The 19,629-nt window shown below is 68.1% G+C and carries 20 protein-coding genes and 1 pseudogene; 13 read left to right on the top strand and 8 right to left on the bottom strand.

Annotated elements, in window-relative coordinates; genetic code table 11:
- From ACY34I_RS37210 to ACY34I_RS37220, 3 genes and pseudogenes are all read right to left on the bottom strand, one after another.
- A protein-coding gene (locus ACY34I_RS37210) for an IS5 family transposase (RefSeq protein WP_462759851.1) occupies positions 1–790 on the bottom strand; the annotation gives its coding sequence in 2 pieces (ribosomal slippage) (positions 1–448 and positions 448–790; 791 coding nt annotated over the 2 pieces). This gene is flagged as partial in the annotation.
- An 86-nt stretch (positions 791–876) separates the two neighbouring features.
- Positions 877–1,067: pseudogene (locus ACY34I_RS37215) on the bottom strand (IS630 family transposase); the annotation flags it as partial.
- An 85-nt stretch (positions 1,068–1,152) separates the two neighbouring features.
- Positions 1,153–1,722 (bottom strand): dienelactone hydrolase family protein, encoded by a 570-nt coding sequence (locus ACY34I_RS37220; RefSeq protein ID WP_462759852.1) that lies wholly within the window; start codon positions 1,720–1,722, stop codon positions 1,153–1,155.
- A gap of 65 nt (positions 1,723–1,787) precedes the next feature.
- Between ACY34I_RS37220 and ACY34I_RS37225 the strand changes: the two genes are divergently transcribed.
- From ACY34I_RS37225 to ACY34I_RS37240, 4 genes are all read left to right on the top strand, one after another.
- Complete coding sequence (locus tag ACY34I_RS37225; protein ID WP_462759853.1) at positions 1,788–2,351, top strand: ArsR/SmtB family transcription factor; 564 nt, start codon at positions 1,788–1,790, stop codon at positions 2,349–2,351.
- 430 nt (positions 2,352–2,781) lie between these two features.
- Positions 2,782–3,528, top strand: coding sequence for a phosphotransferase family protein (locus tag ACY34I_RS37230; protein ID WP_462759854.1), 747 nt, complete (start codon positions 2,782–2,784; stop codon positions 3,526–3,528).
- 347 nt (positions 3,529–3,875) lie between these two features.
- Positions 3,876–4,025, top strand: a complete 150-nt coding sequence (locus tag ACY34I_RS37235) for a hypothetical protein (RefSeq protein WP_462759855.1) — start codon at positions 3,876–3,878, stop codon at positions 4,023–4,025.
- 123 nt (positions 4,026–4,148) lie between these two features.
- Positions 4,149–4,721 (top strand): GNAT family N-acetyltransferase, encoded by a 573-nt coding sequence (locus tag ACY34I_RS37240; RefSeq protein ID WP_462759857.1) that lies wholly within the window; start codon positions 4,149–4,151, stop codon positions 4,719–4,721.
- 154 nt (positions 4,722–4,875) lie between these two features.
- Here the strand turns inward: ACY34I_RS37240 and ACY34I_RS37245 are convergent, their stop codons facing one another.
- Positions 4,876–5,244, bottom strand: a complete 369-nt coding sequence (locus tag ACY34I_RS37245; RefSeq protein ID WP_462759858.1) for a GNAT family N-acetyltransferase — start codon at positions 5,242–5,244, stop codon at positions 4,876–4,878.
- A gap of 233 nt (positions 5,245–5,477) precedes the next feature.
- Here ACY34I_RS37245 and ACY34I_RS37250 point away from each other — a divergent pair, with 233 nt between their 5' ends.
- Entirely contained in the window at positions 5,478–6,140 is a 663-nt protein-coding gene (locus ACY34I_RS37250; protein WP_462759859.1) for a Type 1 glutamine amidotransferase-like domain-containing protein, read from the top strand.
- Positions 6,141–6,608: 468 nt separating this feature from the next.
- On the opposite strand, the gene ACY34I_RS37255 is transcribed toward ACY34I_RS37250, so the two are convergent.
- Entirely contained in the window at positions 6,609–8,177 is a 1,569-nt protein-coding gene (locus ACY34I_RS37255; RefSeq protein ID WP_462759860.1) for a DUF6461 domain-containing protein, read from the bottom strand.
- A 450-nt stretch (positions 8,178–8,627) separates the two neighbouring features.
- On the opposite strand from ACY34I_RS37255, the gene ACY34I_RS37260 reads away from it, so the two are divergent.
- Complete coding sequence (locus ACY34I_RS37260; protein WP_462759861.1) at positions 8,628–8,777, top strand: hypothetical protein; 150 nt, start codon at positions 8,628–8,630, stop codon at positions 8,775–8,777.
- 417 nt (positions 8,778–9,194) lie between these two features.
- Here the strand turns inward: ACY34I_RS37260 and ACY34I_RS37265 are convergent, their stop codons facing one another.
- Complete coding sequence (locus ACY34I_RS37265) at positions 9,195–9,770, bottom strand: DinB family protein (protein WP_462759862.1); 576 nt, start codon at positions 9,768–9,770, stop codon at positions 9,195–9,197.
- Between the two features lie 175 nt (positions 9,771–9,945).
- Between ACY34I_RS37265 and ACY34I_RS37270 the strand changes: the two genes are divergently transcribed.
- Both ACY34I_RS37270 and ACY34I_RS37275 read left to right on the top strand, forming a co-directional pair.
- Complete coding sequence (locus tag ACY34I_RS37270; RefSeq protein WP_462759863.1) at positions 9,946–10,884, top strand: hypothetical protein; 939 nt, start codon at positions 9,946–9,948, stop codon at positions 10,882–10,884.
- Positions 10,854–12,557 (top strand): M16 family metallopeptidase, encoded by a 1,704-nt coding sequence (locus ACY34I_RS37275; RefSeq protein WP_462759864.1) that lies wholly within the window; start codon positions 10,854–10,856, stop codon positions 12,555–12,557. Before ACY34I_RS37270 ends, ACY34I_RS37275 begins: the two co-directional genes overlap by 31 nt.
- A gap of 225 nt (positions 12,558–12,782) precedes the next feature.
- Here the strand turns inward: ACY34I_RS37275 and ACY34I_RS37280 are convergent, their stop codons facing one another.
- The gene (locus ACY34I_RS37280) at positions 12,783–12,938 is read right to left on the bottom strand and encodes a hypothetical protein (RefSeq protein ID WP_462759866.1); all 156 of its coding nucleotides are present in this window, start codon (positions 12,936–12,938) and stop codon (positions 12,783–12,785) included.
- 176 nt (positions 12,939–13,114) lie between these two features.
- Between ACY34I_RS37280 and ACY34I_RS37285 the strand changes: the two genes are divergently transcribed.
- Entirely contained in the window at positions 13,115–13,648 is a 534-nt protein-coding gene (locus ACY34I_RS37285) for a hypothetical protein (RefSeq protein WP_462759868.1), read from the top strand.
- Positions 13,649–13,741: 93 nt separating this feature from the next.
- Here ACY34I_RS37285 and ACY34I_RS37290 read toward each other — a convergent pair whose 3' ends face one another.
- Positions 13,742–14,353 (bottom strand): hypothetical protein, encoded by a 612-nt coding sequence (locus ACY34I_RS37290; protein WP_462759869.1) that lies wholly within the window; start codon positions 14,351–14,353, stop codon positions 13,742–13,744.
- 637 nt (positions 14,354–14,990) lie between these two features.
- On the opposite strand from ACY34I_RS37290, the gene ACY34I_RS37295 reads away from it, so the two are divergent.
- The 4 genes from ACY34I_RS37295 to ACY34I_RS37310 form a co-directional block, all read left to right on the top strand.
- On the top strand, positions 14,991–15,572 hold the full coding sequence (locus ACY34I_RS37295) for a DUF4240 domain-containing protein (RefSeq protein ID WP_462759873.1): 582 nt from the start codon (positions 14,991–14,993) through the stop codon (positions 15,570–15,572).
- Between the two features lie 843 nt (positions 15,573–16,415).
- Positions 16,416–16,814: a hypothetical protein gene (locus tag ACY34I_RS37300; RefSeq protein ID WP_462759870.1), complete on the top strand. Its 399-nt coding sequence runs from the start codon at positions 16,416–16,418 to the stop codon at positions 16,812–16,814.
- Between the two features lie 67 nt (positions 16,815–16,881).
- Positions 16,882–17,997, top strand: a complete 1,116-nt coding sequence (locus ACY34I_RS37305) for a multicopper oxidase family protein (RefSeq protein WP_462759871.1) — start codon at positions 16,882–16,884, stop codon at positions 17,995–17,997.
- A 303-nt stretch (positions 17,998–18,300) separates the two neighbouring features.
- Positions 18,301–19,629, top strand: a 1,329-nt coding sequence (locus ACY34I_RS37310) for a nuclease/transposase family protein (protein ID WP_462759872.1), incomplete at its 3' end; no start/stop codon positions are given.

The following is a 19,629-nucleotide window of genomic DNA, read 5'->3' on the forward strand; positions in this document are numbered from 1 at the left end:
GCCAGGTCTCGCCACTGCTTGAGGCGGTTGAAGCAGCGTTCCACCACGTTGCGCTTCTCGTAGACCGCCCGGTCGAAGGCGGGTGGCCGCCCGCCGGCGCTGCCCTTGGCGGCTCGGCGGGCGACCTGGTCCGAGCGTTCCGGGATGACGTGCCGGATCCCGCGGTGCCGCAAAGCGCGGCGGGTGGAGTCGTGGGCGTAGCCCTTGTCCGCAATCAGTACGTCGGGGCGTTTGCGGGGGCGGCCCGGTCCCGGCTCGTTGACGCAGATCGCGTCCAGCAGCGCCAGCAGCTGGGGGTTGTCGCCGGCCTGACCTGGGGTGAGCAGAATCGACAACGGCCGGCCACGTCCGTCGACGGCCAGGTGGATCTTCGTGCTCAGCCCGCCTCGGGACCGGCCGATGGCCTCGCCATCTTGCGCACCAGGCGTCGCCGCACTTTTCGGGGAGTCCCCTTTTTGCGGGCGCCAGCGGCATGCTGGTGCGCCCGCGCGATCGACGAGTCGATGCTGATCGTCCACTGCACCGGTGTCCCGTCGTCGTGCACCTGCGCCGCTGCGAGGATCCGATCCCACGTCCCGTCGGCCGTCCACCGACGCAGCCGTTCGTGGCAGGTCTTCCACGGCCCGAACCGTTCCGGCAGGTCACGCCACGGCGCACCCGTGCGCAGCTTCCACAGGATCCCATTGACGACCTGGCGGTGATCCCGCCACCGCCCCCGCGCACCGCCCGGCTCGGGAAGCAACGTCGCGATCACCGCCCACGCCTCATCGGTCAGCTCACCACGACGCACCACCGGCACATCGTCAACGACCAACCCCTACAAGATCGGCAGGACACGCCCTAGTGCCCCGATAACGAACGTTTGAGATGTTGGGGTCAGGCTGCGCGGGTGTCGGGTTGGCCCGAGCGTCGTTGGCGTTCGCTGCGGACGCGGGCACGTTCGCGGCGTTGGGCGGCCAGGACCTCGGGATGGCGGGCGTTGGCGTTGCGCCAGCGCAGGTAGTCCTGCAGTTTCCGGGTCAGCGCGGGGTGGTTGGGTGGTTCGAGCCGGCGATCACGAAGGTGCGCCCGCACCGCCGCCAGGCCGACAGGCCAGACGGCGTGTCAAACACCGTGACATTCGTGGTCACGGCACTAGTTAGGCCATGCCGGTCAGACGGAGGCGAGGAACGCCCGCACCCGCTCCATGAGCAGCACGGACGCCTCCGGGTCGTACGCGTCGAGCGAGGAGTCGGCGAAGAGGTGCTGGTCGCCGGGATAGACGAACAGCTCGGCGTTCGCTGTGGAGCCGGCGAGCTCGCGTGCGGCCGGCAGGTCCTCGTCGAAGAACTCGTCGCCCTCCTTGCCGTGGATCTGCACCGGCACGCCCTCGGGCCACGTCTCTCCGAATTCCGCGACCGGGAGGCAGGAGTACATGAGCAGTGCCCCGCGGGCACCGGGCCGTGTCTGCGCGAGCCGCTGGGCGATCGTCACGCCGAAGGAGAATCCGGCGTAGACGAGCCCGGGGCCGAGTTCGTCGGCTGCGGCGATGCCGCGCTCCCGGATCGTGTCGAGCCCCAACTCGCGAGCGAATCCGAACCCCTCCTCGATGCTGCCGAACGCGCGGCCGTCGAACAGGTCCGGGGTGTGAACGGTGTGCCCGGCCTGTCGCAGGCTGTCGGCGAAGCTCCGGACCCCGTCGGTCAGGCCTTGGATGTGGTGGTAAAGCAGCACGTCGGTCACGGCGTTGAACTCCTTGCGAACGATCGAAATTTCTGGAACGTTCCGCGATGCTAGTCTGTTATGCCATGGCAGACAACCCGCCGGACTACGAGCTAGTCGATCGGATGGCGCTGACCAGACCGGACCAGGTGAAGGCCATCGGCCACCCGCTCCGCACGGTGATCCTGCAGCTCCTCCACGAGCGGGCCGCGACCGTGACCGAGTTAGCGGAGGCAGTCGAGCGCCCCAAGAGCACGGTCGCGCACCACGTGGACGTGCTTACACGGAACGGCCTGCTCCAGGTGGTGCGCACGCGGAAGGTGCGGGCGATCGAGGAGCGCTTCTACGGGCGCACCGCGCGGATGTTCTACGTGGCAGCGGAGCCATCACCCGCTGGCGAACAGATGCCGGGCGACTTCAACGACTTCGAGGTGGCTGCACGCGAGTCCGCGAAGGCGTTCGAGCAGGGAAAGCTCTGGGGCTTCATCCGGCATGCGCGCATCTCGGAGGATCAGGCCTCTCAGTTCTGGGACCGGATGGCGGAACTGGTTGATGAGTTCGACCGGATGCCGAGGTCCGGCGAAACCATGTACGGGTTCGCGATCGGCATCTATCCCACCGACCACCCGACCCTGCCGACGACGCAGTGATGCACCTACTCCGAGAATCGCGGACGGCCGGATCGTGCACCTGGTCAAGCTGGCTGCTGCCGTCGTCACTGACGATCGATCCGCCGGCAGACCAAGTCAGGCCACCCACCGCGTCCAGCTCGACGTCCTCGGACAGCCGGACATCGGGTACGACCTCCCCGTGCCAGCAGCCGGTGATGCCTCGGAGCGGAGTCTTTCGAATCGGCAACCCCAGACACGCCTCGCATTGCGGCTCGCACGGTCAGCAGAATTCTTCTGATCCTGTCGCATAGCCGTGGGCAGAGTGCCCGGATTTACCGCTGACCGGGCGTGGGAGACATCCGAATTTGCCGATGTACGCGAGTCGGCCAGGTCGCTTGCCTGTGCGCCGTCACGCATTTCGATTCGCACGCAATAAACCCGTGGCGGCGTCGATGATCAGCCCGCGATAATGGCCGGCGTGGAAGAGGTCGCGGTCGTCGTCGCCCATAACGAGCGCGCGACCCTGCGCGTCGGCGACGTGTTCCTGAAGGTCGACAGCGATCAGACGCGCATCGATGTCGAGGTCGAGGCGATGCGGCTGGCGCCCGTCCCGACCCCCGAGGTCCTGTGGCGCAAGCCGCCCGTCCTCGCGATCGCCGCCGTCCCCGGCCAGGCACTCGGCCGTCTCGGCGAGCCGTCGCCCGCGTCACCGGCGGCGTGGGCCGCGGCGGGCGCTGCGATCCGGGAGCTGCACGACGCGCCACCGCCGCCGTGGGCCGGCAAGAAGCTCGTCGGGCTGGACGCGGAGCTCGAGCGCGAATGCGCCTGGCTCGTCGACAGCGGCGTCCTGCCGGCCGACCTGGTCGACCGCAACCGCGAGATAGCCGAGGCCGCGATTCGGCCGTGGACGCCGGTGTTCATGCACGGCGACCTGCAGATCACCCACATCTTCACCGACGGCGACGAGGTCACCGGCGTGATCGACTGGTCCGAGGCGGCGCCCGGCGATCCGCTGTTCGACCTGGCCACCCTGACCCTCGGGCACGAGGAACGTCTCGGCGATCTCCTCGCCGGTTACGGCACCGACGTCGACCGGGACGTGATCCGCGCCTGGTGGTCGCTGCGCAGCCTGCTGGCGTCCCGCTGGCTGATCGAACACGGCTTCGACCCGTCCTTGCCAGGCTGCGAGTTCGACGTACTGAGATCGCAGATGTGAGACTGCACGAGCCCGACGGCCACGAGCGGTGACGGGGGCGCGGCTGGACATGCCGTTGTCACCGATCGCTGCGAAGGCGCAGCTGTCGTGGCTCACGACCGGTGCGCGCCATCGCCCACCTTGTATGCGACCCCAAGCGCGCCTCCCCTCTGGGTCACGACACCACGGGAGCGGGGTTCCAAGCTGTGTCCTGCCGGGTCAGGAAGTGACTTCTCCGAAGAGCCGGCTTGGGGATGCGAGTTGGTCACGCTTGAGTCTGTAGTCGTTCCCTGGCCGGGCCCCGCCGCCCCAGCTGCGGCGTTGTTGATCACGCGGCGGCCCGCAGGTTATCAGCCAGACCGTCAGCGGTGCGCTGTGCCCGTCAACTGCCGTCGACGGCGGTCCACAAGCACCGCAAGCGTCAGCGAAGCCTGCTGGCGATCCGCTGGCTGGTAGAACACGGCATCAACCCGGCCGCGCCAGGCTGCGAGGTCGACGTGCTGAAAATCCGGATGTGAGGCCGCACGAGCCCGCCCGCCACGACTGCCGTGTGCGATCTGCGTGTGTTGCGGTGCCGTCCGATTAAGCCGATGGGCGGCACGTCTTTCTGTCCGCCCATTGAGAGAGGCAACATGGCACTCATGTCGCTGCCCACCCCCACGCTGCACACCGCTCGCCTGCGACTGCGTCCCTTCAACGACGCGGATGCGAACGCCCTCTTCGCGCTGCACAGCAGCGCCTACGTGCTGCGCTACTGGGACGCGCCGCCCTGGACCGAACGTGTGCGCGCCGAGCGGTTCATAACGGCTTGCCGGCAGATGGCAGAGGAAGGCACCGGGACGCGGCTGGCCGTGGACCGTGTTTCCGACGGGGCGTTCATCGGCTGGTGCAGTCTGACCCGGTGGAATCCGGACTACCGCAGCGCGTCGCTGGGCTACTGCTTCGACGATGCAGCGTGGGGCCACGGCTACGCGACGGAGGCCGCGCGCGCTTTGCTGCGGTGGGCATTCGACACGCTGGACCTGAATCGCGTCCAGGCCGAGACCGATACGCGCAACGCGGCATCTGCCCGCGTACTGGAGAAGCTCGGGTTCGTGCGTGAAGGGACGTTGCGGGAGGACTGCGTCGTGAACGGCGAGGTCTCGGACTCGTGGGTGTACGGGCTGATCAGGCGGGAGTGGCGGCCGTCGTCCGAGCCGGTGCCCGCCCGCTGAGTCCTCCTCGCTCGCGCGGCGTCGCCCGGCATCCGGGTGCTTCGCTCCGCTGATTTGATGGGGCCGGCACAGTGCACTCTCTATGCCGCTGATCGCGCGACTCGCGTCGCGTTCGGCACGGCCGTCCGCGCAGCCGGCGAAGTGGCGTTTGGGCTCAGGTCCCGATCCGGATGCTCAGCTGAGCGCCAAGCTGACGGAATCCCAGCGCCCGCGCCACTCGGCGCGACGGGTTCGGTCGAGCCCGCCACTGCGGCAGCAGATGGTTCGCCAAACCGTCCGCGACTGCTGCGGAGGCAAAGGCACGCGCCAGCCCGCGCCCACGTTGATTCGGCTTGGTAAGTACGTACACGCCACCAGCCCGGGCCAGCGTCGGTAGCCAGCCGCCGCGACAACGTGATTCCCTCGGCGCACCACGAGTGCGTGGGACGTGATGTCGGCCAACCCGCATTCGTCGGCGTCGTCCGCCGTGACAGAGGCCAAAAGCATGTCGAGATCGGCATATTCTCCAGGGACTAGCGATCATCGGGATCCTTGGCGGTAAAGGCCGCCATCCGGACCGACTCGGGATCCCGCGTCTGTTCGCGTACGTCGGTCGGGTGCACGTGTTGTGCGGGGTAGGACCGGGTGGAGGATAGTGGGCAATCGCACCCGGCGACCTGAAGGACCTCTGAAGAGGTTGCCCGACCTCCGCTGAGTTCCAGCACGGTCCGGGTTCTTCAGGCACATCCACCTCTCGCGCGCGAATTGGGAGACACCTTGAAGCTCTTGCTTACGTCAGGCGGCGTCACGAACCCAAGCATCCACTCGGCGCTCGTGCAGCTCCTCGGCAAGCCGATCGCCGAGTGCCACGCCCTCTGCGTCCCGACAGCGCAGTGGGGCCACCCGATGTGCGGTCCGAAATCGGTGCGGGGCTTCGTAGCCGCCGAGCCCACGTTTCAGTACCTGTCCGGCCTGGGTTGGGCGTCGCTCGGTGTCCTCGAGCTCACCGCACTGCCCACCATCGGTGCGGAGCGATGGGTCCCCTGGGTCCGGGAGGCCGACGTGCTCCTGGTCGACGGCGGCGACGCGACGTACCTGTGCCACTGGATGCGGGAGTCCGGGCTGGCCGATCTGCTGCCATCGCTGCCCGAGATCGTCTGGGTGGGAGTGAGTGCCGGAAGCATGGTGATGACGCCCCGGATCGGAACGTACTTCGTCGAATGGCCGTCCGCGCCGGACGACCGCACCCTGGGAGTCGTCGACTTCTCGATCTTCCCGCACCTGGACTTTTTTCCAACAAACACCCTGGCCGACGCAGAGCGGTGGGCCGCCGAAATCGGTGTCCCGGCCTACGCCATCGACGAACAGACGGCCATCAAGGTCGTCGACGGCTCCGTCGAGGTGGTCTCCGAAGGGCAATGGAAGAAGTTCGGGTCATAGCCGTCCGGCATCCGTGACGTCGCGTCGTTGGACGTGACCCGTCACTTGCAGCACTTCCGAGAGCGCCCGCCCATGCCGCAGGTCGCGTCCGCTGCGGCCATCCGGATCTGCCACTCCTGGAGGGCGGCGCTCATCGCCGGTGGTGACGCACGGTGATGACTACCTTTCCCGCTTCCGCTTCCAGTGTCGCCGGCGACAAGGCGCGGCGCCGTCGAGTAACCGGGCTGCTTGGTCGGCGAGGTGGCGCCACCACTGCGTCCGGACCGGTGGCAGAGTCGGGTCTTTGCGGTGCTGAGAGCCGAAGGCCGGGGACGCACGGCCGACTCGAAGGTGCGTGGCATTGTTGGCGTGCCATGTCCCACCGAGGTTCAACCACCTTCGGTCCGCATCTTTTCTCGTCTGTCGCCGATCGGGGTCCGCCGGGCGTCTTCGATGTCTGGGTGGCAGCCGCCGCAGGGGCTGCGTCGCCTAACCACGGGCGATGCGGTAGCCGGTCCCGGCTTCGCGGATGTGGGTGAGATCCGCCGCGGTGATGCCGCGTCCGGTGAACCTTTCCACCGCGATGAGGCCCTTTTCTGCGCGGTCGCAGAAGTCGGCGAAGTCGAGCCCGGTAAGCGCGGCGGCGACGATCGGGGCGGTGTCGATGTCGCGCCACGGCTCGAATGACGCGAGCAACTGCCCTCGTTCGGCGAAGGACAGCCGGGTATCGGCGTTGACGTTCCAGAACATGCTCGCCGCTCGTCCTCGCGCCGATGCCGCCCGCAGGACCGGCTCGAGTGAACCCTGGAAGCCGTTGTACTCGACAGCCAAGACTGCCTCGGCGGTGTCGAGCACAGCGACCCAGGGCTCTACGCCGCCGCGGAGGTTCAGGTCCTTTTCGATGTCGGAGATTGCGGCGGGCCGGTCCGGGTCGGCGCCGAAGGCGCGCAGTACCTCCTCGACCGTGGTGCCGGTTGCCATGGTGACGGTCGCCGCCACCGATAGCGGGCTGCGGCGTATCCAGCGGTAAGCGTGCTCCGGGCGCGGGGGCCGTACCGGCTCGGGCTCGCCGCGCAGGCGGTGGCCCAGCCGGTCGGTGCGCCGGTGCACGACCTGCGGCGTGGGCGGCGCCGCCCACACCACCAGCTTGTATCTTTCGAACTCGCTGTCGGCTTCGTCGCGGCCCCGGGCGTGCACGCGCAGCCGGTAGTCACCTGGCCAGGGCGGCGTCTGGCCGCGTAGCGGTGAAGCTTTGTCGTCGTCCGGGCCGACGACTGAGGCGCGGCCCTCGGCGGCCCGCCAGCTCACCTCGACGACCTCCTCCCAGCCGGACTCCACCTCGGGCGGCGCCTGCGGTAGCACGGTCAACTGGACGTGAAGGCTGCCCTCGGCGACCCCGGTGCGGATCACGGCGCCGCCGTCGACCACGGCGACCAGCCCGTTGGCGGCGAAGTCGATGGTGCCGGGAACCCGCCCCTCGATCAACGCGAACCGGCCTTTCGACACCCGTACCGAGCCGAACGCCTGACAAGGCAGGAGATACTCCGCTCGAACCTTGGCCAGCAGCGCTGGCGCGTACGCCGGCGGCATCGGCGTCTCCCGCAGCAGGACGGCAGCGGCGCCGATCCCCACGCCGACGACGGCGGCGGCGCGGTCGACCAGCGGCGGAACGTGCGCCTGGTCGATGACGGCGCAGGCGGTGGCCGCGGTGAGGGCGAGGTACGCCGCCCCGTGCTGTGCCGCGATGGTGGCTTCGTCGCCTCCATCGGGGTCCATCACTAGCAGCGGCATGACCGCCGGGTGCGCCGCGAGCCGCCGGGCCAGCGACACCACCAGATCAGCGACCCCGGGGCGCAGTCGTTCCAGAAGCACTGCAGCGGTCACCGCTTCGCTGTCTTGCCCGGCGGAGGCAATCGCGAAATGACCTTCGGCGAGTGGTGCGGGCAGGTGCGCCGAGAGGCCCGGCGCGGCGGGCAGCTCCATGCCGGCGATGGTCACCTCCAGGGCACCGAGCAACCGCTCGGCCGGCAATGGTCCCAGTCCGCGCAGGGCGGCCAACGCGGCCGGCTCCCCCGGCCCAGATCCGGCACGCGGCGCCCGAAGGGCCCGGCGGAGCCGGGCCGAAGCGCTGCCTGGGCCCGAGGCCGCCTCGTCTGGCGTGCCTAACCTTCCCCACCGCGCTGCGGGCCCGGACGGAATCCGGCCCATGAGCAGCGGCGCACCAGCCGCAACGGTGGCCGCGCATTCCGCCAGAACCACGTCAGAAACGTCAACCATCGCGCGCCCCCGTTCTGCGACCACATCGGACTGGACCGGGAGGCTACCGGGCGGGTCAGACGAAACGCCGCTGATGTCAAACGCGGCCGTCTTGCCAGGCCTCCCCTCGATGGTGCCGAGCTGCGGTTGTGAGGTCGTGTGAGGCGGTGTGAGGTGCTGTCAGCCCTGCCAGGCCGACTTGCCCAACTTATCGGGCCCGGGCAGCACAGGGAGCCGGTCGACTGGGCCGCGGTGTCGGAGAAGGTCGGAGCCGATCTTCCCGACGACTATCGCTGGCTGATGGAGCACTACGGTCCGGGCACGTTCGACGACTACCTGACGCTCATCCCGCCGGCGATGTTGTCCGAGCCGGTCCCAGGCCCGCTGGTGGGACTGCTGTGATACATGACGGCACCGACGTTGCCGGTGGCCACGACGGCCGACGGGGCAGTCGTGGCCTTGGTGCTAGAACCGCCAGGGTTCAACGACCTGTGGAGAGTGCGGATCACGCACCCAGACCGGGCCTCGCAGGACATGCCCACCGGCCTCCTGCACTTCCTGGTGGTAACACTGTCCCGGGCCTATACCGTGCCACAGTTCCGGCCCACCTTCCCGAGCACCGCGCCCCGATACACCCAGGCCGAGACATCACCCAGCCATCGAAGCATTGACGCGCGCCGTCTGCCATGACGTGCAGGTGATCAAACAGAGCCCTCGCCCTGCCCGAGCCACCGACGGAGCGCTGAGAAATCCGCTTCGGTCAGGCCCATGTATGGGTCGACGCGGTGCAGCTGCGCCCGACCCGGGGGGTGCGCTGCGCTAGTTGCTGCGTTTGCTGGCGTCGAGGGCGGCCTGCTCCACTCGCTGGCGGTAGTCCAGCCACCATGACTCCTCGGCGGGGGGCAGGTTGTCGTTCCTGGGCAGCAGCCCGGCCGCGCCGTCGATGAGTTCACGCACGATGTCAGCGTGGCCAGCATGCCGTTGTGTTTCCGCGATGACGTGGACCACGACGTGGTGCAACGTGACCGCTGCATCCCCCCACCACGGCACGCGGCCGACCTCATCCAGCGCAAGGGCTTCAATGGTGGCGTCGGCGTGGGCGATCGCGCGACGATACAGTGCGACGATCTCCTCGCGGGTCTCATCCGCGGTCGCCCACATGTCGGCATTGATCTCCGCTCCGTCGCCGACGTACGGCAACTCCTGCTCGAACGGCCGGCCGAACACGACGCCGAAGTAGAGGCTCTCCATGGCCGCCGAGTGCTTCACCAGACCGAGCAAGTTGGTTGCGGTCCGGGTCAACGGACGCCGAATATCATATTCGCCAAGCCCGTCGAGCTTCCACAGCAGCGCGTCACGGCCGCCCTTCAAGTAGCTGTGCAGGTCTGCCTTCATGGCGGCACTATGGCATCCGGCTGCGTGTCGCGCTGCCCCGGACGAACTGCAGAGCTCATGATCGACAGGACCGGCCCTGGCCGGATGTGCGCATTTGGATCACGGATCCGGTTCGATCCTGTCTTCAGGTCAGCTGGTACAGCCCGCCCGCAGTCGAGCTCCTATGCTCTCCGCCATGCCCCTCCCCCGGTTTTCTTCGCTTCTCGGGTTGCCGAGCTACGACCTCGTTGATCACTATCCCGATCTCGCACCATTGCGGCGGGCGCTACGCGGCGAGGACTGGCCGGCCGTGGTCGCCTTCTTCGACCACTTGCCAGAGCACGATGATCCGACAGTCGCGACCGCCATGGTCGCGGATATGAGGGGCGTGGAGAAGTTTCTGCGGGTGGCCGCAGGCGGACCCGCCGGATCTACCCTGGCCGGCACGTTGCTCGGTGCCCGGTTGGTGTGGTTGGCGTGGCAGGCGCGCGGAGCGGCGCGCGCCAAGTACACCAGTCGTCGCCAGTTCGCGTCGTTCCACGAGATCCTCCGTGAAGCTGAGCGGGTGCTCGGCGAGGTGACTGCGGAGGAACCGGGGAACATCGCGGCGTGGACCGCGCGGTTGCGCACGGCGCGTGGCTTGGAGATGGGCCAAGCCGAAGCGAACCGGCGGTATGAGCGGGCTGCCAAGGCGCGGTCGCACCCGTTCTACGCTCAGCTGACGCATGTTCAGCAGCTGTGCCCGAAGTGGGGCGGTTCGTTTGAGCAGATGCTCAGCTTCGCGCGGCGCTGTGCCGACACTTCGCCGCCGGGATCGCTCAACGCGACGGCGGTAGCGGAGGCACACCTGGAGCATGCATTCGAGCTCGGCGTCGGGTACATGCGCCAGCCGGCGGTGCTCGATGAGATCCGGGACGCTGTCGCCAGGTCCGTCGGGCACCCGGATTTCCGTCCCGTGCATGGCTGGGCCCAGGCGGAGTGCAGCTTTTCGTATGCACTCTGGCTGGCTGGTGATCTGCGCGGCGCCGCAGCGCGGCTCGCGGTGCTGGGCAACCGCATCACCATCTACCCCTGGGACAGCCCTGGTCAGCTCAGGTTCGTTCGGTGGAAGCTTCGTTGGGCCGGCGGCGCGTGATGATCCAGTGGGAGATCGACGGTGTACCGGCACTGTTTGTTGAGGCCGCTGGACCGGTGCGGGCCGGTCTGATGTTCCGGGTCGGCCGGGTCGATGAGCCGCTACCGCTGGCGGGGATCACGCACCTGGTGGAGCATCTGGCGCTACACCGGCACGGGCTCATGGACCACCACGCCAACGCCAGTGTCGGCGCCACTGTCAGCCACTTCTACACCGCGGGCACTGCAGCGGAGGTGGTCGCCTTTTTCCACCGGCTCTGCGCGTCGTTTGCCGACCTGCCCTTGGAACGGTTGGAGGTGGAGAAGGAGATTCTGCTGACCGAGGCAGCTGGTCGCAGCAACGGCGTGAACGGTGACCTGCCGCTGTGGCGCTACGGCGCCCAGGGATATGGCCAGGTCAGCTACGCCGAGTTCGGCCTGCATCGGGTCACCGCCGATGATCTGCGGGGCTGGGTCGCCGATCACTTCACGCGCGAAAACGCGGTGCTCTGGCTGGCCGGCGAAGAGGTGCCAGCGGACCTGCTGCTGAGCCTTCCGGCTGGGGCGCGGCGTCCACTCCCGCCGCCCAGCTCCGCGCTCAAGAACACTCCCGCCTACTACTACGCCGCTGGCAACGGCGTCGTTATGGACACGGTGGTGCCTCGCGGCGCCGCCGGACCGATGTTCGCCGCCCTGCTGGAGCGCGCCCTATACCGGGAGTTGCGGCTGGAGAGCGGTGTCAGCTACACGGCAGCCACCGACTATTCGCCCCGTGGCGACGACATGGCGACCATCACCGCGTACGTCGATGCGCTGCCTGAGAAGCAGGCAGCCGCCCTCAATGGCTTCGTTGACACCTTCAAGCAGCTCGCCAAGTCTGGTGTCACCGAGGAGGAACTCGAAGCTGTCCGGACCCAGGCCCTGGCAAGCTTCGACCTTCCCGAGTACGAGATCGCTCGGCTTCCCGCCGCAGCTGTCGACCTTCTCACCGGCCAGCGGCTGTTCACCGTAGCCGAACTGGCCGAACGGCTGCGGTCGGTCAGCCTGGGTGACGTAATGGCTGTCGCTGGCGAGGCCTACGCCAACGCGTTGCTGCAGGTGCCGAACGGCGTATCGGCCGACACCATCGGGTTCGCGCCCGCTCCGACCACATCCGATTCGGTGGTCACCGGACAGGGGTACTCGTCGCGCAGCGACGATGGCTGCGCCCTTGTCAGTGGCAGGGACGGGGTCTCGGTCATCAACAGAGCGGGAGAGGCCGCGACGGTGCGTTTCGCCGAGTGCGCGGTCCGGCTGCGTTGGCCGGACGGCGGCAGCATCTTCATCGGCAAGGACGGCATCAGTGTGGCTGTCGAACCCACTCTCTACCGGGTCGACGACGCTGCGCTGGCCTCACTCGACCAGGGCGTGCCGGACAGCCTGAACGTGTCGATGCCGCAGCGACGCCCGGACCAGATCCCGCAACCGGAGCGACGAGGACCGGCGCCCCGTCCTGCCCGCAAGGTGGAATTCAGCATCCTGGCCCCGCTCACCGCCGTGCTCCTGTGGGGCTTCATCAGCATGGCCAGCGCCTGGACGCCCGAGGACGGCGAGTTGGCAGAGAAGCTGCTGCTGCTCATGATGGTGCTCGTGGGGATCGGAGTGGCCCGGGTGGGGGTGCTCGGAATCAGCCGGCTCCGGTGGGGTCGCTGGTGAGCGCACTGCAGGAAACACGGGACCGGTCTGCGTGTTGGCCATCGGGACCACCAGATGGCGAACTTCAAAGCAGCTGCTGGGTGAGGCTGGCCTCGAAGTCGACGGCGTAGCCGCGGATCACGTCGCCGATGTGCTGGCCGTGGGTGAAGCGTTCGGGGCGGTGGTCGACGCGGTCGGCGAGGATGTGAGGCAGCGCCCGCGACGTCGAATGGTCGAGTCCGGCGATCAGCAGCTCAGGTAGTCGTGGGTGGTGAGATTGACGGTGTAGACGAGCGGGGCATCGTGGTCGGTGCCGCCTGCGGTGGGGTGGGTGGGACGCTTGTCAACCAGCCGAGCTGGTTGATCGTCTCGCTCAGTCCGCAGGAAGCCCATACCCGTCACGGGTCAACTCCTTCAGGCGGTGTGGTGGGCGGGTGGGGTGGCTGGGGTGGGTGGACCTCGACGAAGCCATGACTCTCGGCGCTTGCGTGCACGGTTCGGTCCGAGGACAGTGCCACCCAGGGACGCTCTTGGGAACTGGCGTCGTGTGGCATGGGGGGCGCAGACGAATGTGCGTGATGAGTGCTGCGGCCAACGAGGCCGCTGTTGCCCGCTTCCTTGAGGAGTATCCGCAAGCAGGCCGGGCCGGTAAGGGGCATCCCGCGCTGCGGGGTTGTGCCGAAGTCGCGTGGTCCGCGATTCCGGGTTGTCCCGCTGGCATTCCGCTTCTGTTCTATGGCCTGCTCGATCAGGCTGCCGCTCCTGAAGCTGCGCGCGTGCTCACCAACGTCCTGATGGGCGGCGTCTTCCAGCTAAGCGCGGCAATGCCGGCAGCGTTGCCGTTCCTGCTTCGCCTGGCGGCCGACCCGGATATTCCGGTGCGGTCCGCCCTGCTCGACCTCGTGGTCGTCACCGCTGAACTGTCAAAGCCGGTCGACGCGGATGATGAGCGCGCAGTGCTGCTGCTCGGCAACGACAACGATCATCCGGAACGCGAGCAGTGCAGGGTCGTGTTCTCTGAACATGTGTCCCTGCTGCGCACGCTGCTCGACGACGACACGTTGAACGCAGCCGACAGAGCGTGGCTTCAGCAGGTCGTAGGACTGCAGTAGCGAGCGTCCGATCGTGTTGGGTCAGGTTCCGTGGCGACGCCCCGCGTCGAGGGGGGGGTTCGGGGCGAAGCCTGGCGATCCTTCAGGTTCCAGCTAGTGAGTGCGCCAGTCCATGGCGTCGAGCAGGGCCGCTGCCAGGGCCGACCGGTTCGTTGCACCGATCCCGTCCAGCGCCCTGTGCATAACCTCCTCGGCGTCCTCGGACAGTTCCTGCGGACCCAGCATGGGCAGCATCAAGATGAGCCGCTGCGCCCAGGTCAGCTGCTCGTCCGGCACCGCCGCCGCGGCGAGGAGTTCCGCCCAGGTCATCGCGGAGGTGAACTCGTGGCCCTCGACCGAGGTGACAACCTCGGCTGGCCGGCCTGGCCGCTCCTCCACGAAGTCGAGCCCCTCATCCTCCTCGACGTTGCGGTACACGATCCGTAGCCACACTTCTCCGTTGAGCCGTACCGAGACGACCGGCCAGCGCTCTGGGTCGTTGAGGACGGCACACATCGCGTTGAAATCAGCGGCCTGCACCTCGAAGGCGGCCTCCGACTCCCGGTGGGCGCCCAGCGGTCCCGACAGGTAGTGCAACCAGAAGGCGGGGTATCCCACCACACCATCTGCCCGGTACACGATTGCCTCGCACTCAATGTCGTAATCAGGCGGGGCCATCGTGGTATAGCCGGGGATCGTGAAGGCGGGCCCGATGGTCAGCGACATGGCCCGCATTTAACACGACACCAGACCAAGATCACCTACGCGGCGCTTGCCGATTTTCGTCAACGACCCGGAGCCGCGACTCAGCCAGGCAATCAGGATCGCCACATCTTCGTCCGCCAACGAGGCCGGCCGGCCCGGCGGATGCCGGCCGGAGGTCGCCAGCAGGCCGGGGCCGGGCCGGCGTCACCCGCTTTTGCGGGCCGCCTTGATCCGCCGGGCCTGACCGCAGCGGCGACAGGTAGACGATCTTACCGGGCTCTAGGCGCAATAGGTCGTCCGACAGTTCGACCATGGCGAGCATGCCCCGAGCAAATGGCACGCGCTGCGCTCCTCGACGGTCGGCCATCGGCTTCGCCTACAGATATCATCTCGCGCCGTGGCCTTCGCGCAGCAACTGCGCGATTACTCCGTTGCTTGCTACGGTGCGCGCGGCAGGATTCGAACCTGCGGCCTGGCGAATAGAAGATCACGAACGGCAGGCCAGGCGGCCGCCTGGCCAGGCTGTCTGTCGATGCCGGGCGTGGTCCGGACCTGCCGGGGGCCTTGGCTGTAAGGATGGCCGTACACCCAACTCATGAGTCGTAGGCAACCAGCGCGAATGTGCGTCGGTGCGAGCGTTACGGTCCTCGACGTGGACATGGACGACTTCTGGAAGCTTCTGCAGCGATCAGCCGAGGAGACAACCGATCCGTCGCAGCGGTTGGACTGCTTGGCGTACCGGCTCAGCCGCATCTCGCTTGCTCACATCCTGGACTTTCAGGTCCACCTGGAGGCCGCGCGCCGTCCCATCGATACCCACGCCATGTGGGGTGCAGCCAACCAGATCATGGATGGCCTTTGTAGCGGCGACGCGTTCTGGTACTTCCAACCGTGGCTCATTGGCCAGGGGCAGCGCTGGTGGCATCACGCCGTCCAAGACCCCGACAACCTCGCCGACCTGCCCGCCGTTCGTGCTCTCGCCGGCCGCCGGCCAAGCGAGTGGGCCGACACGGAATGGCCGCAATGGGAGGGACTCGGCTACGTGGCAGGACGCGCCTACGACCGCATCTCCGGGCGTGAAGACAGCCTCGATGAAGCGCGGGACGCCCGCGGCCACCGCGCGTACACCGACCCAGAACCGATCGATCAACGGTGGGACAGCGACAGCCTCGCCGAGATCCAAGGACGCCTGCCACGACTCGCCAGCCTGTTTCCCCGCCAGCAATACCTGAAGCCCTGACCAGCAAGTGGTTGTCGGCCGGTGTCGGCTACTGCGGTGAACTGATCATTTCGCTCCCCGGCGTCCTCGGAAGTTGGGGGCGCTCGGCTTGGTTGTACAGACCCACAAGGGGTACGACGCAACCCATGCCAGTCATCACGGCTCGTCGAGTTTGGACGTGGTTTTGCGTTTGAAGATCGAGCTCGACGGGCAAATTGTCGAACGCTTGGGGCGCGGAGCCGCTCAGAGCTTCGACGTAGCCCCGGGACCTTATGTCGTACGGGTCTGTCTGGACTGGCAGAGCAGCTTGCCGGTCCACGTCGACCTCTTGCGGACACTGGATGCGGACGTCGCGCTGTCGCGGCAGCCCGAAGCGTCAGCTTGGGAATCACACAAGATCGGATCGTCGTGCCGGGTAGCCGCTGGTCGGTCCGATCCTAGACGGCCTGACTTGGCCCTAGTGACACCCGCTTGTGGCCCGTAGATGGCCCGGCAGCTTCGACTGCTGTTGATGGACCTGGCTCAGCCACGGCTACGAGATCGGCGGACCGCCCAGACCCCGCCAACGATCGCCGCAGCAATCGGCGCGAGGCAGCAGAGCGTCAGGACCAACAGCTGCCACGGCTTGATAGCTCCCATGGCCGAGAGGATAGGCACCGCTTCCCAACACCGCTGTCCCTGCGAGCCTCAGTTTGGAAGAGCGCGCTCAACCGGCCGTGATGCCCGCAACGCCTGCCGCCGACAGCCCAGGCGGCCGCGGCTCATGCTCCCTCGTGACCGCTGCGCACCCCGACTACTGGCCCATGGATGGCCCATGACGGCTGCAGACCTTGGCCGATAAGATCCCGCGCCATGAGACGAGCGATGATCGCGCTGATGAGCGCAGGGGCGGTTGCACTTGCGGGAGGCGGATATGCCATTGGCGCGGTCAGCCATCGTGACACCAACAAGCAGCCTGCGGTGTGTGACCAGGCCGAGCAGGAATTCGAGAGCCGCGCCGGTCAGCTCCGAAAGCAAGTGCAAAGGCTGCAGCGCGGGTCCGGGCTCAACGGGAACGCGCGGGATGAAGCCCTCGATGAGGCGCAGCGCAGGATTCTCGCCGAGGTCGTGCAGCAGAACCCGACATGCTTTGGCGCGGGGATGCGTGCGGCGGCAGCCGTGATCCAGCAATCCCGATCGGATCGGGAAGCTGACGCGGCGTTCTGCGATCTTGTTGGCATCAAGGCCGACGGCTGTGCGGGGCGCCACCTCGGCCAGCGTTGAGGAAGCAATCTAGGAATGGCCCAAGGATTCCCCCTCCTTCAGGTCGCGAGACGTAGCAACCAGGAAGGTGAGCGGATTTCCTCGTCGGGCAGTCTCCGACCGTCCTGTCTCCCGGGACGGGGACAAGGTGGAGCGCCTGGCCAGCCGAACGACGTACCCGATGCGGCAGCGGGCCGCGACGCTCTGGTACCACGACCATCGGCACGGGCACACCGGCGTGGCGGTCTGGCGTGGGCTGGCCGGCTTCCACCTCGTGCACGACGACGAGGAGGACGCGCTGCGCTTACCCGCCGGCGACCGTGACATCCCGATCATGATCGTGGACCGGTCGTTCGCCGCGGACGGTTCGCTACGCTACCCGCTGATCGACCCGGGCCTGCGCAGCCCCGGCGTCACCGAACCGTACATGAACGGCGTGCTCGGCGACGTCATCCTGGTCAACGGCGCGCCCTGGCCGGTACTGCGGACCGACCGGGCCCGATACCGGCTGCGGCTGCTCAACGCCTCCAACACCCGCCGGTACCGGTTGGCGCTCGACCCGCCGGCCCTCGGCGGTGGCCTGGTGCAGATCGGCGGCGACGGTGGTCTGCTGCACCGCCCGTTGACCCACCACGCCATCGACATCGCACCCGCCGAACGCTTCGACGTGGTCATCGACTTCTCCCGCTACCGTCCCGGCACCCGGGTGCGGTTGGTGAACCGGCTCGGCGCCGGCCCCACGGCCCACGTGATGGCCTTCGACGTCACCGGCGCGACCCACGACGACCCGGGCCTGCCCGAGCGACTCAGCCACATCGAGCCCCTCGACCCGGCCCGCGCCGCAGTGACCCGGACATTCCACTTCCAGCTGCGCCCCGACCACGGATGGGCCATCAACGGCCAGCCCTACCGACCCGGCCGCCCCCTGGCCCGACCGCGCCTCGGCACCACCGAAGTCTGGCGGCTGATCAGCGACTTCCACCACCCGGTGCACGTGCACCTCGACCCGTTCCAGGTGATCAGCCGCAACAACCGGGCGCCCGGCCGGTACGACGCCGGCTGGAAGGACACCGTCGACGTACGCCCGTCCGAGGCGGTCGAGATCGCCGTCCGCTTCACCGACTACGCCGGGACCTTCATGCTGCACTGCCACAACCTCGAACACGAAGACATGGCGATGATGGCCGACTTCACCACCACATGACGTGTGGCCTCGGCCGGGAACGCCCTGGCCGAGGCCGGCAACGATGTCGGGTTCGCCCCTACGACGTGTTATTTGAAGGCTGACCAACTTGATTAGGAATCGTCGGTGATCCTAGGTTAGCCGTGTGGACGGCGGCGGCTCGCTTCTGGGCTGGTTCGGGGAGATTCCGGTGAGGTGGGCCGGTCGTGATCGCGGGTCCTCCTGGTTCGATGCTGAGGCGATGAGTCGGTGACCGGGAAGCTGCCGCTGGCCAACGGCGAGACTTCCCGTACCGTTTGCGTCCGGGCCGTGCTCCGATCGGGGGTGGACGAGGAGAGCGGTGAGGTTCTGTCGCAGGCGGTGCTGGCGCAACGTGTCGGCTGGTGTGCCGATCTGGTAGCGGGGATGGTCTCCGGCTTGTTGGCGGAGCGGTGGAACGCGGGCGATGTGGAGGTGTTGGCCTCCGGACAGGACCCGGGTGGCCGGAAACTTCCGTCGAACGCGTGGATGGCGCTGCGGCGCCTGGGCTGGACGGTTACCGCGCCTGAGGGTGTGAGGGTCAATGACCGGATCGTGCGCATGGCGCAGGAGCAGGCGGGGCGCATTCTGCGTTCGGCGTCATGGCGTGCTGACCTGACCGCTGGGGTGCTGGCGACGTGGCCAGCCGATCCGCGTCAACGCACCCCGCAGGAGTGGGAGCAGGTACGCAAGGCGGTTCCGGGCGGGCAGCATCTACCGTCCAGCATCGTCAAGTCCCGCACCCGGCAGGCTGCCAGGTTCCTTGCCGCCAACGGCCGGCTGCCGGTGGACGTGTTCGAACTGGAAGGCGTCCCGAGGGTCGCGCGGATGCTGCTGCTGGCCGCGTGTGACCGGCAGCAGGCCACCATCGAACGCAGCGACACCGACCCTGCGAGGGTGTTGCTGCGCTTGCAGTTGCCCACCCGCCCGGATCCGCGGGCGTATCGGGATTGGACGTGGGTGGCCTGTCCGATCATCCTGCCGCCAACGGTCCCCACGGGCGCGATACTGCACCTGCCCACCCTGCGCGTGACCGGCCGGCAGGTGCGCGCCGATGTCGCGTACACCCATTCGGTGCCGAAGGCCCGGCGCACCGGGCACACGGTCGCGGTCGGCGTGGACTGGGGTCTCAACACCCTCCTCAGCGCGGGAGCCCTGCGGCTGCACGAGGGCGGGCGGATCACCGCGTTGGGGGCCGGTGGTCAGTTCCGGGCCGCCGGCATCCTCGCCAAACAGCACCGCCTGCGCCGGCACGGTGAGCGGCTGCACGCCAAAGCCGACCACTACCAACGCCTCGCCGGCCGTGACGAGCGGCATCACCTCGTCGGTAAGCATGCGGTCTTGCGTGACGAGATCCGCCACGTGTCCGCACGCCGCGCGAATCTGAACGCCGCGCTCGCGTGGGCCGCCGCCCGCTGGGCCGTGGACCAAGCGATCGCCTCCCGCGCGAGCGTCATCTACGTCGAAGACCTGCGGTCGTTGGAAGCCAAGGGCATGGGCGCCATCCTCAACACGCGCCTGTCGCAGCAGGTGCGCGGGCAGATCGTCGACCGGATGCGGCACCTCGCCGCCGAGGCGGGTATCGCTGTCGTCACCACGCCTGCGCGCAACACCTCCAAGCACCAACGTAAGAGC

The organism is Micromonospora sp. RTBAU3-60 (assembly GCF_054963695.1).

Coding starts and splice junctions, on each gene's coding strand:
- ACY34I_RS37225 (WP_462759853.1), top strand. CDS start 1,788: ATGGCAGACAACCCGCCGGACTACGAGCTAGTCGATCGGATGGCGCTG.
- ACY34I_RS37230 (WP_462759854.1), top strand. CDS start 2,782: ATGGCCGGCGTGGAAGAGGTCGCGGTCGTCGTCGCCCATAACGAGCGC.
- ACY34I_RS37240 (WP_462759857.1), top strand. CDS start 4,149: ATGTCGCTGCCCACCCCCACGCTGCACACCGCTCGCCTGCGACTGCGT.
- ACY34I_RS37245 (WP_462759858.1), bottom strand. CDS start 5,244: ATGATCGCTAGTCCCTGGAGAATATGCCGATCTCGACATGCTTTTGGC.
- ACY34I_RS37265 (WP_462759862.1), bottom strand. CDS start 9,770: ATGAAGGCAGACCTGCACAGCTACTTGAAGGGCGGCCGTGACGCGCTG.
- ACY34I_RS37270 (WP_462759863.1), top strand. CDS start 9,946: ATGCCCCTCCCCCGGTTTTCTTCGCTTCTCGGGTTGCCGAGCTACGAC.
- ACY34I_RS37285 (WP_462759868.1), top strand. CDS start 13,115: ATGAGTGCTGCGGCCAACGAGGCCGCTGTTGCCCGCTTCCTTGAGGAG.
- ACY34I_RS37290 (WP_462759869.1), bottom strand. CDS start 14,353: ATGTCGCTGACCATCGGGCCCGCCTTCACGATCCCCGGCTATACCACG.
- ACY34I_RS37295 (WP_462759873.1), top strand. CDS start 14,991: ATGGACGACTTCTGGAAGCTTCTGCAGCGATCAGCCGAGGAGACAACC.
- ACY34I_RS37300 (WP_462759870.1), top strand. CDS start 16,416: ATGATCGCGCTGATGAGCGCAGGGGCGGTTGCACTTGCGGGAGGCGGA.